The 15,833-nt window shown below is 31.5% G+C and carries 12 protein-coding genes and 1 pseudogene; 7 read left to right on the forward strand and 6 right to left on the reverse strand.

From position 1 onward, the window contains the following. Positions 1–24: 24 nt before the first annotated feature. Both VCM48_RS06875 and VCM48_RS06880 read left to right on the forward strand, forming a co-directional pair. A complete protein-coding gene (locus VCM48_RS06875) occupies positions 25–1,929 on the forward strand; it encodes a polysaccharide biosynthesis protein (protein WP_482272086.1) in 1,905 nt (634 codons plus the stop codon). Between the two features lie 162 nt (positions 1,930–2,091). Further along, positions 2,092–2,943, forward strand: coding sequence for an N-acetylglucosamine kinase (locus tag VCM48_RS06880; protein ID WP_482272087.1), 852 nt, complete (start codon positions 2,092–2,094; stop codon positions 2,941–2,943). Here the strand turns inward: VCM48_RS06880 and VCM48_RS06885 are convergent. Then, positions 2,940–4,193 (reverse strand): UDP-N-acetylmuramoyl-tripeptide--D-alanyl-D-alanine ligase, encoded by a 1,254-nt coding sequence (locus VCM48_RS06885; RefSeq protein ID WP_482272088.1) that lies wholly within the window; start codon positions 4,191–4,193, stop codon positions 2,940–2,942. The genes VCM48_RS06880 and VCM48_RS06885 overlap by 4 nt on opposite strands. Positions 4,194–4,257: 64 nt before the next feature. Further along, a complete protein-coding gene (gldJ, locus tag VCM48_RS06890) occupies positions 4,258–5,958 on the reverse strand; it encodes a gliding motility lipoprotein GldJ (RefSeq protein ID WP_274641113.1) in 1,701 nt (566 codons plus the stop codon). Positions 5,959–6,332: 374 nt separating this feature from the next. On the opposite strand from gldJ, the gene porV reads away from it, so the two are divergent. From porV to VCM48_RS06915, 5 genes are all read left to right on the forward strand, one after another. Further along, the gene (gene porV / locus VCM48_RS06895) at positions 6,333–7,427 is read left to right on the forward strand and encodes a type IX secretion system outer membrane channel protein PorV (RefSeq protein WP_121148133.1); all 1,095 of its coding nucleotides are present in this window, start codon (positions 6,333–6,335) and stop codon (positions 7,425–7,427) included. A gap of 82 nt (positions 7,428–7,509) precedes the next feature. After that, the gene (gene cdd, locus VCM48_RS06900; RefSeq protein ID WP_482272089.1) at positions 7,510–7,992 is read left to right on the forward strand and encodes a cytidine deaminase; all 483 of its coding nucleotides are present in this window, start codon (positions 7,510–7,512) and stop codon (positions 7,990–7,992) included. A gap of 173 nt (positions 7,993–8,165) precedes the next feature. Continuing rightward, on the forward strand, positions 8,166–9,230 hold the full coding sequence (locus tag VCM48_RS06905) for a 3-oxoacyl-ACP synthase III family protein (RefSeq protein ID WP_482272090.1): 1,065 nt from the start codon (positions 8,166–8,168) through the stop codon (positions 9,228–9,230). Between the two features lie 71 nt (positions 9,231–9,301). Then, entirely contained in the window at positions 9,302–10,837 is a 1,536-nt protein-coding gene (gene guaA, locus VCM48_RS06910; RefSeq protein WP_121148125.1) for a glutamine-hydrolyzing GMP synthase, read from the forward strand. Between the two features lie 31 nt (positions 10,838–10,868). After that, complete coding sequence (locus tag VCM48_RS06915; protein ID WP_482272091.1) at positions 10,869–12,704, forward strand: amino acid ABC transporter substrate-binding protein; 1,836 nt, start codon at positions 10,869–10,871, stop codon at positions 12,702–12,704. 51 nt (positions 12,705–12,755) lie between these two features. On the opposite strand, the pseudogene VCM48_RS06920 reads toward VCM48_RS06915, so the two are convergent. The 4 genes and pseudogenes from VCM48_RS06920 to VCM48_RS06935 all read right to left on the reverse strand — a co-directional run. Next, positions 12,756–12,959: pseudogene (locus VCM48_RS06920) on the reverse strand (GDP-mannose 4,6-dehydratase); the annotation flags it as partial. A gap of 38 nt (positions 12,960–12,997) precedes the next feature. Continuing rightward, positions 12,998–13,552: a dTDP-4-dehydrorhamnose 3,5-epimerase gene (rfbC, locus tag VCM48_RS06925; RefSeq protein ID WP_482272092.1), complete on the reverse strand. Its 555-nt coding sequence runs from the start codon at positions 13,550–13,552 to the stop codon at positions 12,998–13,000. Positions 13,553–13,618: 66 nt separating this feature from the next. After that, positions 13,619–14,755: an aminotransferase class I/II-fold pyridoxal phosphate-dependent enzyme gene (locus VCM48_RS06930; RefSeq protein WP_482272093.1), complete on the reverse strand. Its 1,137-nt coding sequence runs from the start codon at positions 14,753–14,755 to the stop codon at positions 13,619–13,621. Between the two features lie 66 nt (positions 14,756–14,821). Then, a complete protein-coding gene (locus VCM48_RS06935; protein WP_482272094.1) occupies positions 14,822–15,832 on the reverse strand; it encodes an ATP-grasp domain-containing protein in 1,011 nt (336 codons plus the stop codon). Position 15,833: the final 1 nt, after the last annotated feature.

Raw genomic sequence — 15,833 nt, forward strand, 5'->3', positions numbered from 1 at the left:
TTTACTTACTAACAAAAATCATCAATGATTAGAGGTTTGTTTTTAAAAGCTTTTGATAAGTACGCTTCAAGATGGCTTGTTTTAATTATAGATATCGTCTTAGTTTGTATATCATTCATTTTAGCCTACACTGTCCGTTTCAATGCTAGTTTAAACTTTGATGTTAACAACTTATACAAACAACTTCCATTTATAGCTACTATAGCCCTTATTAGCTTTCTAATTGTTGGTTCATATAAAGGTATAGTTAGACACACAGGAACAAGAGATGCTTTTAATGTATTTGTAGGTGTTACTTTACTTTCATTTATTATTACATGTATTGTTTTATTTAACAGTGCTTTAAATATATTTCCTAATTTTACAATTCCTAAATCAATAATTATTATTCATTATTTGATTTCTGTACTTGTTCTAGTAATTAGTCGTTTTATTTTTAAGGCTTTTTATGAAATTGTTTCTACAGAACTTAAGTCTATTACGAATGTTTTAATATATGGTGCTGGAGACTCTGGCTTGATTACTTATGGTGCTTTAAATAGAGACACAAAAAACAAGTATGAAGTTGTAGGCTTCATTGATGATGACCACAAAAAGGTAGGCAAAAAGTTAGATCGAATTAAGATTTATGATGGAAAAAGAATAGACAAGAACTTTGTTAAAGAAAAAAAAATTGACGAAGTAATTATTTCTATTCAAAATATTAAATCAGAAAAACTATTATACCTTACTGATAACTTATTAGCTTTAGGTGTTGACGTAAAAATTGTTCCTCCATTATCAAAATGGATTGATGGTGATTTAGAAGCGAATCAAATTAAACAAATTAAAATTGAGGATTTACTAGATAGAAAACCTATTTCTATTGACAACCCTATTGTTAAAAGGGAAGTCAACAATAAAATTATTTTAGTCACAGGTGCTGCTGGTTCAATTGGCTCTGAAATTTCTCGTCAATTAAGTATTTATAATCACAAACATTTAGTACTAATAGATCAAGCTGAATCTCCTCTCTATGATCTTCAACAAGAACTAATTCAAAAAGGGCGTAAAAATTTCACTTCTATAGTTGCTGACGTAAGAGATAAAAAAAGAATGAACGAGATATTTGAAGAGTTTAAACCTCAAAAAGTATTTCATGCAGCTGCTTATAAGCACGTTCCTTTAATGGAAATGAGTCCTTATGAAGCTGTAAAAATAAATATCGGGGGAACAAAAAACATTGCCGATTTATCAACAAAATACAATGTTGATCGTTTTGTAATGGTTTCTACCGATAAAGCTGTAAACCCGACAAATGTTATGGGAGCTACAAAACGTGTTGCTGAAATGTATATAAGCTGTTTAAGTAACTCTGATAACCATACAACAAAATTTACAACTACTCGTTTTGGTAACGTATTAGGTTCTAATGGATCGGTTATACCTCTTTTTAAACGTCAAATAGAAAATGGAGGGCCATTAACTGTTACTCATAAAGACATTACCCGGTATTTTATGACTATCCCTGAAGCCTGTAGATTAGTTTTAGAAGCTGGAACAATGGGAAATGGTGGTGAGATTTATATTTTTGACATGGGGAAATCTGTAAAGATATATGATATTGCTAAAAGAATGATTCATTTATCAGGCTTAAACTTTCCTGATGATATAGATATAAAAATTACCGGTTTACGACCTGGAGAAAAGCTGTATGAAGAACTCTTAGCTGATGGTGAAAATACTAGTCCTACATATCATGAAAAGATTATGATAGCAAAGAATCAATTAATCGATTATACCATTGTTGAAACAAAAATTAAAGAACTTTGTTTATCAAACAAAAATCACAACAATTATCAAACGGTCCAACTAATAAAAGAAATCGTTCCTGAGTATAAATCAAATAATTCAGTTTACGAAAAGTTAGACACTGCCGCTAAAAATTAAATTCTAACGTTTGAAAAAAATAATTACTCAAGCTTTTAAGAATTGTTTTAACGATACTAATACTATAATAAGATTTTTCTTGTATTCTACAAAGAATGAATTATATAACGATACGGAACGCAAAACTTATCTAATTGCATTTAAATTAATTAATAACTACATATGATTTTAATTGCTGATGGTGGTTCTACTAAAGCTGATTGGATTGCTCTTGACGATACTAAAAAAGAAGTTTTTAGGACAACTACTCTAGGCTTAAATCCGTCGGTTCTCACAGAGGATGAAATGCTTAGTACAATCAATAGTACTGATGATCTCTTAAAAGTACAAAATAACGCTTTACAGATTCATTTTTACGGAGCTGGTTGTGGAAGCCCTAAAGCTGCTAAAAGTTTACAAGATGTTCTAAAATCTATTTTCAAAAAAGCTACAGTATTTGTTTCAGAAGATACTTTAGCTGCTGTTTATGCTAGTACAGGTGACAAACCTGGAATTGTTTGCATTTTAGGAACTGGATCAAATAGTTGTTATTACGATGGCAAAAACATAACTACTACAGCTCCTTCATTAGGTTATACTATTATGGATGAAGCTAGTGGAAATTATTTTGGCAAACAATTATTACGTGATTTCTATTACGATAAAATGCCTAAAAAAATTGCTTCGGCTTTCAAAACTTCTTTCGAACTTGATACAGATACCGTAAAAATGAATCTTTATAGAAAGCCTTACCCAAATATGTACTTGGCTTCTTTTGCTAAATTTATGCTAGAATATAAAGATGAAAAGTATATCAGAAAAATGATTAAAAAAGGGGTTCAAGAATTTTTTAAGTATCGTATTCTTCCGTTTGAAAAAGACAAACATACCCCAATTTACTTTATCGGATCAATAGCCTATTACTTTCAGGATATATTAGAGAAAGTTGCTTTTAAAAATAACTTAATCGTTACGGATATTATTCAACGCCCAATTGATAATTTAGTTGACTTTCATCGAAATCATTCATTTTAAAAGGACTCTACAATTCTTTCAAGAGCCATCCCTCTTGACCCCTTAACTAAAATTGTACTATTTTCTATTGGGTTATTCTTTATATAATCTTCAAACTCATAAAAGTTCTTAAACTTTTTACACTCAGTAATTGTCTCATAAAAATTGTCCCCTATAAGAAAAGCTTTTTTTAAATCTAGTTTTTCAATCATATCTACTATGTTCTGATGCTCTTTTGAACTATATTCTCCAAGCTCAAACATATCTCCTAAAATTATTGTTTTATTATTACCATGTAGTTTACTAAAACTTTCTAAAGCAGCTTTCATACTTGTAGGGTTAGCATTATATGCATCTAGAATTACTTTATTAGTATCAGTATTTATTATCTGAGATCTATTATTAGAAGGAACGTAACTCTCAATAGCATTTTTTATTTGTTCTAATGACACGTTAAAGTAGTTTCCTATAGTTATTGCTGCTGATATATTAGCAAAATTATATGCTCCTATTAAATTACTTAAAACATCAGTATCTTTATAAGATAGCCTTACAAATGGATTTGCTTCAGTAAATTTTATACTTTTTTCAAAAGTAATTGCCTCTATACCTTCTGTTCTTTCTACTTGCTTTTCATCTGTAGGATTGACAAAAACTTTTTTATTATGAGCTCTTAAAAAATCATACAATTCAGATTTAGCTTTTACCACACCATCTAAAGAACCAAAACCTTCTAAATGCGCACTCCCGAAGTTTGTTATATAACCATAATCAGGGTTCGCTATTCTTGATAAAAAATCAATTTCTTTTGCATGATTAGCTCCCATTTCAACAATACCTATCTCTGTATCTTTATTCATTGACAATAAGGTTAATGGTACACCAATATGATTGTTTAAGTTACCTAAAGTAGCTGTTGTTTTATACTTTGTTGAAAGAACTGCATTTATTAGTTCTTTTGTAGTTGTTTTTCCATTACTCCCTGTTAAAGCAATTATAGGAATACTCAATTGATTTCTATGATAATTTGCTAGTTCTTGAAGTGTTTCTAGAACATTTTTAACCAAAATTAGTTTTTCTGAAGTTTTATACTCAACTTCATCAATTACTGCATAACTAGCACCTTTGTTAATAGCTTCTTCTGCAAACTTATTTCCATTAAAGTTTTCTCCTTTTAAAGCAAAAAAAAGTGTGTTTTTTCTAATACTTCTAGTATCTGTATCTACTAAACCATGAGCGATATACAGCTTGTATAAATCTTCTATCTTCATATTGTAAAAATAAAAAACCTCATTGAGATTCAATGAGGTTCTTATATAATTTTAGGTTCAACTATTATTTCACTTTATCTGGTGTAGCGGTTTTTCTTTTGTTTAAAACCATTGGTCCCATTTTATCAGTAGCACATCTAAACCCTATATAGTTCGTTGCCATATATTCTGGGAAATATCTTCTTTGAGCAGGATCTAACCAGTACTCTCTATCTGCCCAAGAACCACCTTTGTAAACTCTAGACTTATCACTAATTAATGTAGTTCTTCTCTTGTCGTCATACTTATAATTATTAACAACATTTCCTAAAGTATCAACTTCTGCTTCTGGCTTTTGTGGAGAATTATACATTCTTGTAGTACGATCTAATTGATCTTTGTCTAATCCGTAGAACTTAGAAGAAGCTTGGTCACCATCACCTAAACTAGAGTTATTAGCTAAGTTATAGTTTCTTCTCATGTAAGTATCTTCTTTAGTAATTGGAATATACTTAACACTTCCTGGTAAATCTTTAGGTACAATTCTACCGTTTTCTAGAGTATCATATTCTACTTCTCCATCACCAACAATAACAACTTTACCATCTTCGTTAATTAATTTTTTAGTAAAAATATTACCTCTAAAGTAATTGAAATCATTTGCTTCTGAATCAATAATTGGTCGATATACATCTTGTACCCATTCAGATACGTTACCTGACATATCATATAAACCAAAGGCGTTAGGAGGGTAACTTTTAACAGCGTTAGGAATATCTGATCCATCACTACTCCAACCAGCAATACCACTATAGTCTCCTTTACCTTGCTTAAAGTTAGCTAACTGATCTCCTCTTCTTCTTTTATCTCTATCACGAGTATATTTTCCACTCCAAGCATACTTCTTTCTACCTCTAATATTATTATACTCACGGTTTTCAAAAATAGACTTTGCTGCATATTCCCACTCTACCTCTGTTGGTAATCTAAATTTCTGAGATAATATACCATCAGAAGAAGTTACTTGTCTTCCTGTAAAAGCTCCTTTTTCTGGTTTAGGCTCACCTTTAGATCTTGGTACTGGGATACCTTTTTTATAGATTGTAGAATCTCCATCAAAAATGGCATAAGGATCTGTTAAATATGTATCTGTATCAAAGTTATTTTCTCCTTTAAAGCTTATTGAATCTTCCTTAAAGATGTTTTTTATAACTCCTTTATCCATTAATATCTTTAAGTTAACAGCATTAGTACGCCACTTACAATATTTATTGGCTTGTATCCAGCTAACCCCAACAACAGGATATTCTGCATACGAAGGATGTCTTAAATAACTTTCAGATAATAAGTTTGTATTACCTAAACCTTTTCTCCATACTAATGTATCTGGTAATATTGATGGATAAATATCTTTAAACTGCGGATCTTCAGGAGGGAATACATCTTTAGTGTATTGCATAAACAATCCATATTCTGCATTGGTCACCTCTGTTTCATCCATATAGAAAGTACGAACGTGCATTTTTTGAGGAGTTGTATTCCAATCAAACATAACATCATCTTGAACTAATCCCATAGTAAAGGTACCTCCTTCAATATGAACCATCCCTGGCGGCACATTTTTACCTTCTTTGTACTCTCCCTTCAAATAACCTCCATAATTAGGATCATTAAAGTTCCAACCAGTTAATGAAGACTTACCCGATCTAGCTCCATTACTCTTACAAGAAGTAATTAATAAACCAGTGATCGCTAATAAACTAAATAATTTCAACGTACTTTTCATGTATTTTTAACTGTTTTTTAAGGGTGTCGCAATTTACAATATTTCTAATTTCTTACAACTAATTTATCTATAAATTCACATTTAGTAACCTTGTCTATGCAAGATTACAAACGACAGTTTTTATACTTTAGTATTACGAATCTAAGAAAAAGATTAAAATATAGGCTGTTAAAGTTTAATATTTTTAACGGTAAAAAATAATTTTTCTCTTAAATCTAACAACACATATAATATTACGTTAGTAATCACGTTACGTTATTAAACTAATAAATAAACTTTTAAGCTAAGTATTACAAGAAGTCCAAAAAAAGTTATTAGTTGTATACTCCCCCAAGAAAAATTATATATTTGCTAAACAATTAATCAAATTTTACATGAAAAAATTATCAATCGTATTATTTTTTGTGTGCTTTACCCTTCAAAATAAAGCGCAAGCCCAAACATCAATAAATACAACGGCAATGCCTTTTTTATTGATTACACCTGATGCTCGTGCTGGTGGTATGGGGGATATTGGAGTTGCTACATCTTCAGATGCCTTTTCTATCTTTCATAACCCTGCAAAAACTGCATTTAATCAAAACAAAATAAGCATAGGACTTAACTATACTCCTTGGCTTAGAAACTTAACTGATGATATTTTTGTTGGTGGAGGTTCTTATGTTAATAGGTATAGCGAAAAATCAGCTTGGGGAGTTGATTTAAAGTATTTTTCTCTTGGAGAAGTAGCTTTAACAAATGACAGTGGTACTTCTAATGGGATAGAAAATCCTAATGAATTAGCCATTACAGGAATTTATTCTTTAAAGTTAAGTGAAACTTTTTCTATGGGAATTGGTTTAAAGTACATCCACTCAAACTACAAAATAAGAAGTAACGACTCTAATTTAGATGCCGTTAATTCTTTTGCAGTTGATGTTTCTGGTTATTATCAATCTAAAGAAGATAACTATGGAAGCTTTAACGGACGCTACAGGTTAGGTTTTAACATATCTAACATAGGTCCAAAAGTTGAATACAGCCCTGGTGTTCCTAACTTTATTCCTACAAACGCTAAAGTTGGTGGTGGTTTTGACTTCATTTTTGATGACAAAAATATTTTAGGGCTTAACTTAGAGTTCACAAAATTATTAGTTCCATCTAGCCCTAACTCTGAAAGAGGTTGGTTTGAAGGAATGTTTACTTCTTTAGGAGACAGAAGCTTTAGTGAAGAATTACAAGAAACTACTTGGGCTTTAGGAGCTGAATATTTATACAACAACGCCTTTGCTCTTAGAGCTGGTTATTTTCATGAGAGTGAAGAAAAAGGACAACGCCAGTACTTTACTTTAGGTACCGGGTTTACTGCAAGAGCTTTTACTCTAGATTTATCATATTTAGTAAACACAGCAGCAGTTAATAATCCTTTAGAAAATACTTTACGTTTTTCTTTATCTTTTGATTTAGGAGAACTGTATGAAGTTTATTAAAAAACAGATTTTTTTTTTATAAATTCGTATCAGAATACAAAAGCAGTCTTACCGACTGCTTTTTTTGACTAATTTATTTACGATGGAAAAAATTGATGTAACCACTACTGCTACTTTATTTGATAATATTTCACAATTATCAACCGAAGATGCCTTTTTAATGGAAAAAGCTATTGAAGCAAGACAGAAAGCTTATGCCCCTTATTCAAAGTTTAATGTTGGTGCTGCTATATTACTTGATAATGGTGAAATTGTTTTAGGTAATAATCAAGAGAGCGCTGCATACCCTTCTGGTATGTGTGCAGAACGTGTTGCTATTTGGAAAGCTGGTTCTGAATTTCCTGATATGAAGGTCAAAAAAATAGCTATAACTGCAGCCTCTGAAAACTCAACAGTAGATAAACCTGTTGGGCCTTGCGGTGCATGCCGTCAAACATTATCAGAGTATGAAATAAATCAACAACAACCTATAGAGATTATTTTTATGGGAGAAGTTGGTAAAATTGTGAAAACTGAGTCGTTACTATCTTTACTGCCTTTTTCTTTTGATAGCTCCTATTTATAACACCTATAGCATTAAAATCTTAAAAAAGCCTATTTGTTTTTTATAAAAAAACAAAACACACTTCATTTTTTAAGAATATCATAATTCTAAAAAATTGACTGTATATAAAGTGGTTATCGTCAATAAAAATGCTTTATTTGTAACTACTCAATATTTAAAAATTAGTATCTCGAATGAAATTATCCGTAATTACAGGAACAGGAGCCTTTATTCCATCAATAAAAAAAGAAAATAGTAAGTTTAATGACAGTTTCTTTTTAAATGCTGATGGAACTTCCTTTGACAATTCTAACCCTGTGATTATTGAAAAGTTTAAATCGATAACCGGTATTGAAGAGCGTAGATACGCTAAACCAGAATATAAAGCTTCAGATCTTGGTTTTTTTGCGGCAAAAAAGGCAATTGAAGATGCTAATATTAATCCAGAAGAATTAGATTATATCATTTTTGCTCATAATTTTGGAGATGTAAAAAAAGACACTATTCAAAGTGACATTCTTCCAAGTTTAGCAACTCGTGTAAAACATTTACTACAAATTGAAAACCCTAATTGTGTAGCATATGATATTCTATTTGGCTGTCCTGGTTGGATTGAAGGTGTTATTCAAGCACAGGCTTTTATAAAGGCTGGCATTGCAAAGAAATGTTTAGTTATTGGAGGTGAAACACTATCAAGAGTTATAGATATGAACGATCGTGACTCCATGATTTATAGTGATGGTGCTGGCGCTTGTATCGTGGAAGCTACAGACAAAAACGATAGTGGTATTCTTAGCCATGCTTCGCAAACTTTTACTAAAGATGAAGCCTATTATTTATTTTTTGGCAACTCAAATGACAAGAGTAAAGACAAAGATGTTCGTTACATTAAAATGCACGGCCGAAAAATTTATGAGTTTGCATTAACTAATGTACCTAAAGCAATGCAAACTGCTTTAGATAAAAGTGGCGTAAGCATTGATGATGTAAAAAAAATATTTATCCATCAGGCCAATGAAAAAATGGATGAAGCTATTATTAAACGCTTTTATCGATTATACAAAAAGCCTGTTCCTGAAGGTATAATGCCAATGAGTATCCACAAATTAGGAAATAGTTCAGTAGCAACCGTACCTACCCTACTCGATTTAGTTTTAAAAGGAAATATTGAAAACCAAGAAGTAAAAAAAGGAGATGTTATTATTTTAGCATCAGTAGGTGCTGGCATGAATATTAATGCCATAGTTTACAAGATTTAATAGTTTAAAAAACTCTTTAATTTCTTACTAAATATTCTCGCAAATATAAAATCTAAGTACTATTTTTGCGCATGCAACAACACAACGTACTTATATTAGATTTCGGATCGCAATACACACAGTTAATTGCGCGCCGTGTAAGAGAATTAAATATTTATTGTGAAATTCACCCTTACAACAAAATACCACAAAATTTAAACGATTTTAAAGCTGTAATCCTTTCAGGAAGCCCATCTTCAGTTCGTTCAGAAGAAGCTCCACACCCTGATTTATCTGAAATTAGAGGTAAAAAACCTTTATTAGCTGTATGTTATGGAGCTCAATATTTAGCTCATTTTTCAGGTGGTTTAGTAGCTCCTTCTAATACTCGTGAGTATGGTAGAGCTAACTTATCTTTTATTAAAGAAGGAGAAGAATTCTTTAAAGATATTTCTGAAGGAAGTCAAGTTTGGATGAGTCATTCAGACACTATTAAAGAGTTACCAACTGGAGGAACATTATTAGCAAGTACTCATGATGTACAAAATGCAGCATACAAAATTGATGGAGAGACTACTTATGCTATCCAATTTCATCCAGAAGTATATCATTCTACAGATGGTAAACAATTATTACAAAACTTTTTAGTTAATATAGCTGGGGTAGCTCAAACATGGACACCAGATTCTTTTGTTGACGAAACTGTAGCTGAATTAAAAGCTAAGATTGGTAATGACAAAGTTGTTTTAGGTTTATCTGGAGGAGTAGATTCTACCGTAGCTGCAGTTTTACTACACAAAGCAATTGGAAGTAATTTACACTGTATTTTCGTAAACAACGGATTATTACGTAAAAATGAGTTTACCGATGTATTAAAGCAATACGAAGGTATGGGGTTAAACGTTAAAGGAGTGGATGCTTCGGCACGTTTTTTGGACGAACTAGCTGGATTAAGTGACCCAGAAGCAAAACGTAAAGCTATTGGTAAGGTTTTTATTGATGTTTTTGATGATGAAGCACACCAAATAGAAGATGCTAAATGGTTAGCACAAGGAACTATATATCCTGATGTAATAGAATCAGTTTCAGTTAACGGAGGTCCTTCAGCTACTATTAAAAGTCATCACAATGTAGGTGGTTTACCTGATTTCATGAAATTGAAAGTTGTTGAGCCTTTACGTATGATTTTTAAAGATGAAGTACGTCGAGTTGGTGCTTCTATGGGAATTGATAAAGAATTATTAGGTCGTCATCCATTTCCAGGGCCTGGTTTAGCTATCCGAATCTTGGGGGATATTACCGCTGAAAAAGTTCGTATTTTGCAAGAAGTAGATGCTGTATTCATCAACGGGTTAAAAGAAAGCGGATTGTACGATAAAGTATGGCAAGCAGGTGCTATTTTATTACCAGTAAACTCTGTTGGAGTTATGGGAGATGAAAGGACCTACGAAAAGGTAGTTGCTTTAAGAGCTGTAGAAAGTACAGATGGTATGACAGCAGATTGGGTTAATTTACCTTATGAGTTTTTACAAAAAACATCAAATAAAATAATAAATAATGTAAAAGGTGTAAATAGAGTTGTATATGATATTAGCTCTAAACCACCAGCAACAATTGAATGGGAATAAAAATCCATTATTAATTTCAAAAAAAGAGTAGATGAAGAAATTACAGTTTTTACTATTAGTTTGTATTTTAACTATTACCGTTTCATGCGGGCAGCAAAAGCGTTACGTATCTTACAAAATCCAAGAAGGAGAAACGATGCGAGACGTTGCAGATCGCTTGGACATGAAAACAAAAGATTTATTACGTTTAAACCCAGATGTTGGAAGACGTCCAGATGCTAACACGGTAATTGTAATACCTAATCCTAAAATTAAAAAGAATACTTCTTCATCTACTTCTTCTTCTCCTGAAGAAGAAACTGTAGATACTACCGATACTAATGATGTTGAGGATACAACTCCTGAAACTAATGAAGATGATACTGTTTTTAAACAAACAATTGTTGAATATGAGACTCACGAAGTTCAAAAAGGAGAAACTGTGTATCGCATTACAAAACAGTACGGTATTACCAAAGATGACTTAATTAAATTTAATCCTGAATACACTAATATTCAAAGTAATAATTTAAGTATAGGTCAGGTATTAAAGGTTAAGGAAATCAAGAAAACTATTACTATTGATAAAGAAAAAGTTTTAGAAAAGTTCTTAACGCATACTGTAAAGAGTAAAGAAACTATGTATAGTTTAACTCGTTTCTACAATGTATCCAAAGAAGATTTATTACGTTTAAACCCTGAATATCCAGGTTTAGTTGATAATAAATTATCAATAGGTCAATTATTAAAAATTAAACCTATTGAAGAAGTAAATAAAAAAGAGAATTATACTTTTTATAAAGATTCTGTTCAAACAGATACTTCTATAAACCTTGCCATTTTACTTCCATTTAAAGCTGACGAGTATAACTCTCAATCAAGTAAAGATATTTTTGAAGGAAACCAATTAGCAAATATGGTTACTGACTTTTATCTTGGGGCAGAGATAGCTATTGACTCTATTAAAAAGCAAGGAGTACAAGTAAAAGTTAATGTTTTCGATACAGGAAACAGAGGAAAAAATATAGCAACTATATTAAAAGACAAAAAACTAGAAAATACCGATGTAGTTATTGGTCCTTTTTACTCTGATAAAGCTGAAGTTGTTGCTCGCGATGTAAATGCTCCTGTAGTTTTTCCTCATTACTCTAGTAAACAAAGTAAATTCTCTTCTTCTAAATTAGTTAAAACTTCACCTGAAAAAGATAATTATGTGAGTTATTTAGCTTCTTATTTAAAAGACAGCTATAAAGATCAAGAAATTTTTATTGTTAGTGATGATCAAAAAGAAACAAACACGAGGGTTTCTAAAATTATTTCTGAGCTAAAAAAACATGATAGTATTAATAATATACATGTTTTAAAACCAGAAAAAGGTTATATAAAAAGAGAGCGCTTTACAAGTAAGATGTCTTCTAAAAGACATAACTGGGTAATCTTTGCTTCAGAAGATAATGTAGTTGTTGCTGATGCTTTAAATAGTATGATTAGCTTACCTGATGAAACTAAAGTTCAAGTATTTGCTACCAGCAAAGGTAACGCTTATGATAAGATTGATAATAATAAGCTTTCCAGCATCAATTTTACTTACGTTTCTAACACTTATTCAGACGAAGACGCCTTAGAAACGAAAGATTTCAATAACAAATATTTACAAAAAAATAATACTATTCCTTCAGACTATGCTATTAAAGGGTTTGATATTACATATGATGTTTTAATGCGTTTGGCTTCAGGAAATGAGCTTACAGAAACCTTTAAAAAAGGAGTTTCTTTACGTGTTGAAAATAAATTTGACTATCATAAAAAAATGTTTGGAAGTAGCGGAAATCAAGGATTATTTATTGTTAAATACAATAATGATTTAAGCTTAAGTAGACTTAGATAAATCTCTATCTCATAAATAAAAAAGCCGAAACTAAAAGTTTTGGCTTTTTTATTATTCATACATTTCTTTATAATATTTTTGGTACTCTCCACTTGTTACACGGTCAATCCATTCATTATTTTCCAAATACCATTTTACTGTTTTTTCTATGCCTTCCTCAAATTGTAAAGACGGTTCCCAGCCTAATTCATTTTTGAGTTTTGATGAATCTATAGCATACCTATAATCATGTATAGCTCTATTAGTTACATATGTTCCTCATAAAAATTTACTATATAAACTTTTCAAAGCTACTAATAAATAAATGGAGTTTCTAGCTCTTTAAAAGTTAAAAGTTGTTGGTCTTTTGGAGAAAGTATTACCTCTTCTGAATTAATTTCCCAATCAATATTCAAAGTAGGATCATTCCAAATAATTCCAGAGTCGTATTCTGGTGCATACCAATTATCCACTTTATATGCAAAAATAGCTTCTTTAGATAAAGTTACAAATCCATGTGCAAATCCCCTCGGTATAAATAATTGTTTTTTATTTTCTTCGGATAACTCTACTGAAAAACATCCCCCATAAGTAGGTGAGTTCTTTCGAATATCAACCGTAATATCTAATATCTTACCCTGAATACATCTCACTAACTTAGCTTGTGCAAATGGAGGCTTCTGAAAATGTAATCCTCTTAATGCTCCAAAAACTGATTTGGATTCGTTATCCTGAACAAAATTTATTCGTCCAATATTTTCTTCAAACTCTTTTTGATTAAAAGACTCAAAAAAATACCCTCTTTGATCTCCAAAAACCTTGGGCTCAATAACTACAACTTCAGGAATATCTGTTTGTTTAAAAATCATGATAGCTTTTTTGATATTATACTAATGTATTGAAAAATTAAGGCTCAGGAAAACCTGAATTCAGAATTATAAGTTTATTAGTTTTTGAATCGCTCCTTTTATTCGTACTCTATCTTCGTCTATGAGATTGGAACCTGATGGTAAACATAATCCTTCTTCAAACAATTTTTCTGAGATGTTAGCTCCGTAATATTTGCAATCTTTAAAAACAGGTTGTAAATGCATTGGTTTCCATAAGGGACGAGATTCAATATTCTCTTTTTCTAAAGCTAAACGTAGCTCTTCTCTTGAAAAACCCGTTATACTTTCCTCTATAACTACAGCACTTAACCAGTGATTAGAGAAATATTCTGATGTTGGTTCTGTTAAAACTCTTATTCCATCTACATTTTTGAATACTTCTTGATAAAACTGATTATTAGCTCTTCTAAAACCAATGTGTTTATCTAACACCTCCATTTGACCACGACCTATACCTGCCACAATATTACTCATACGATAGTTATATCCTATGTGTGAATGTTGGTAATGAGGGGCATTATCACGTGCTTGGGTTGCTAAAAAAATGGCTTTTTGTTTATCTTCTTCATTCTTACATACCAGAGCACCTCCACCAGAAGTTGTGATTATTTTATTTCCGTTAAATGATAAAATTCCGAAATCACCAAACGTACCACATTTTTGTCCTTTGTAGGTTGAACCTAATGCTTCCGCCGCATCTTCTATTAAGGTTATACCGTATTTTTTAGAAATCGCTACAATTTCATCCATTTTAGCAGGCATCCCATATAAATGTACCACTATGATTGCTTTTGGTTTTTTCCCCTTAGCCATACCTTCTTTGATAGCTTCCTCTAACGCTTTTGGACACATATTCCAAGTTTCTTCTTCACTATCTACAAAGACAGGAATAGCCCCTTGGTACGTTATTGGGTTTGCAGAAGCGGAAAAGGTCATACTTTGACACAAAACCTCATCTCCATTGCTTACTCCCGCTAAAATCAATGCTAAATGTAGGGCTGAAGTTCCAGAAGCTAAACAAGCAACTTTTGAATTCTCTCCAACATACTCCTCTAAATCTTGTTCAAAACCATTTACGTTACGTCCTAAAGGCGCTACCCAATTGGTATCAAACGCTTCTTGTACATATTTTTGTTCGCTACCTCCCATGTGTGGAGAGGAAAGCCATATTTTTTCTTTCATTTTTATACTTTTCTTTGTCGGAATAATTTTTATATTAAAAGTTATTTTTTCTACTTCTTATAAGAATTAATTCACTTTTAATAATCTATCACACTTGGAAAACATTTCTCCAGATCTGTAATTTGAAAATGAACTTATATTATTATTCCCTTTTAACCATTCAATAAAAATTGCCGCTGTATTATTTCCTGCTTCATGTGAAAATGGGTATCCCCCTCCGAAACGTGGATTTAACTCTAAAACATACAACTCTCCTTCATGTTCAAAAATATCACAGTCTAGATTTCCAATATGTTTAAGTTTTTCTCCTATTACTTTTCCTGCTTGCTCAAATCTGGTTTCTATTACAGACATCGCTTTGTCTGTTTCTCCTGATCGCATTTGTATTTTCTCTCGAACAAAAGTCCCTACATAAGCTTTATTAAAGTCATTTAATACATCCATTCCGTACTCTGTTCCCGGAATTTTTTCCTGAATCAAAATGGCATGGCCTATATCTTCTTTACTGGCTTCAGCAAGAATTGTTCTTTTTAAACGTATGCTTTGCAGCTTATAGACAAGCTCCAGCTCCTCTAAACCTTCAGGAAAATCGATTCCTATAGAAGCACTTCCCCAACGCGGTTTTACAACCAATGGAAATTTCAGTTCTCCTGACTCAAGAGCTTTTTTAGCCTTATTGATATCAATAAAGGTTTTTGGTGACTTTAACCCTATGTTTTCTAAAAATTTTACTGTCTCCCATTTATCAAAAGCAATCTTAATCACATTTTTATCAGATACAATAACTCTAGCTCCTAAGTTTTCTATTTTAGTTTTAGCCTCACTTAAAATAGGCAACTCCAAATCATTTAAAGAAATAACACAATTTATTTGATTTTCTTTCACTATTTTTAAAAGTGATGGTATATAGTCATCATTATAGATTGCTGGAACTTTAATGGCTACATCTGCATCTACTAATGCCGGAGCTGTGAGTTGCATATCAGTCGCAAAGACTTTCCCTTCTCCTCCTAGTGCTTCTTTAAAGTAATTGATTAGATAATTACGCCTACCTGCGCAAGTAAAAAGTATATTCATA

It is taken from the genome of Tenacibaculum sp. DPLXC6 (assembly GCF_056815515.1).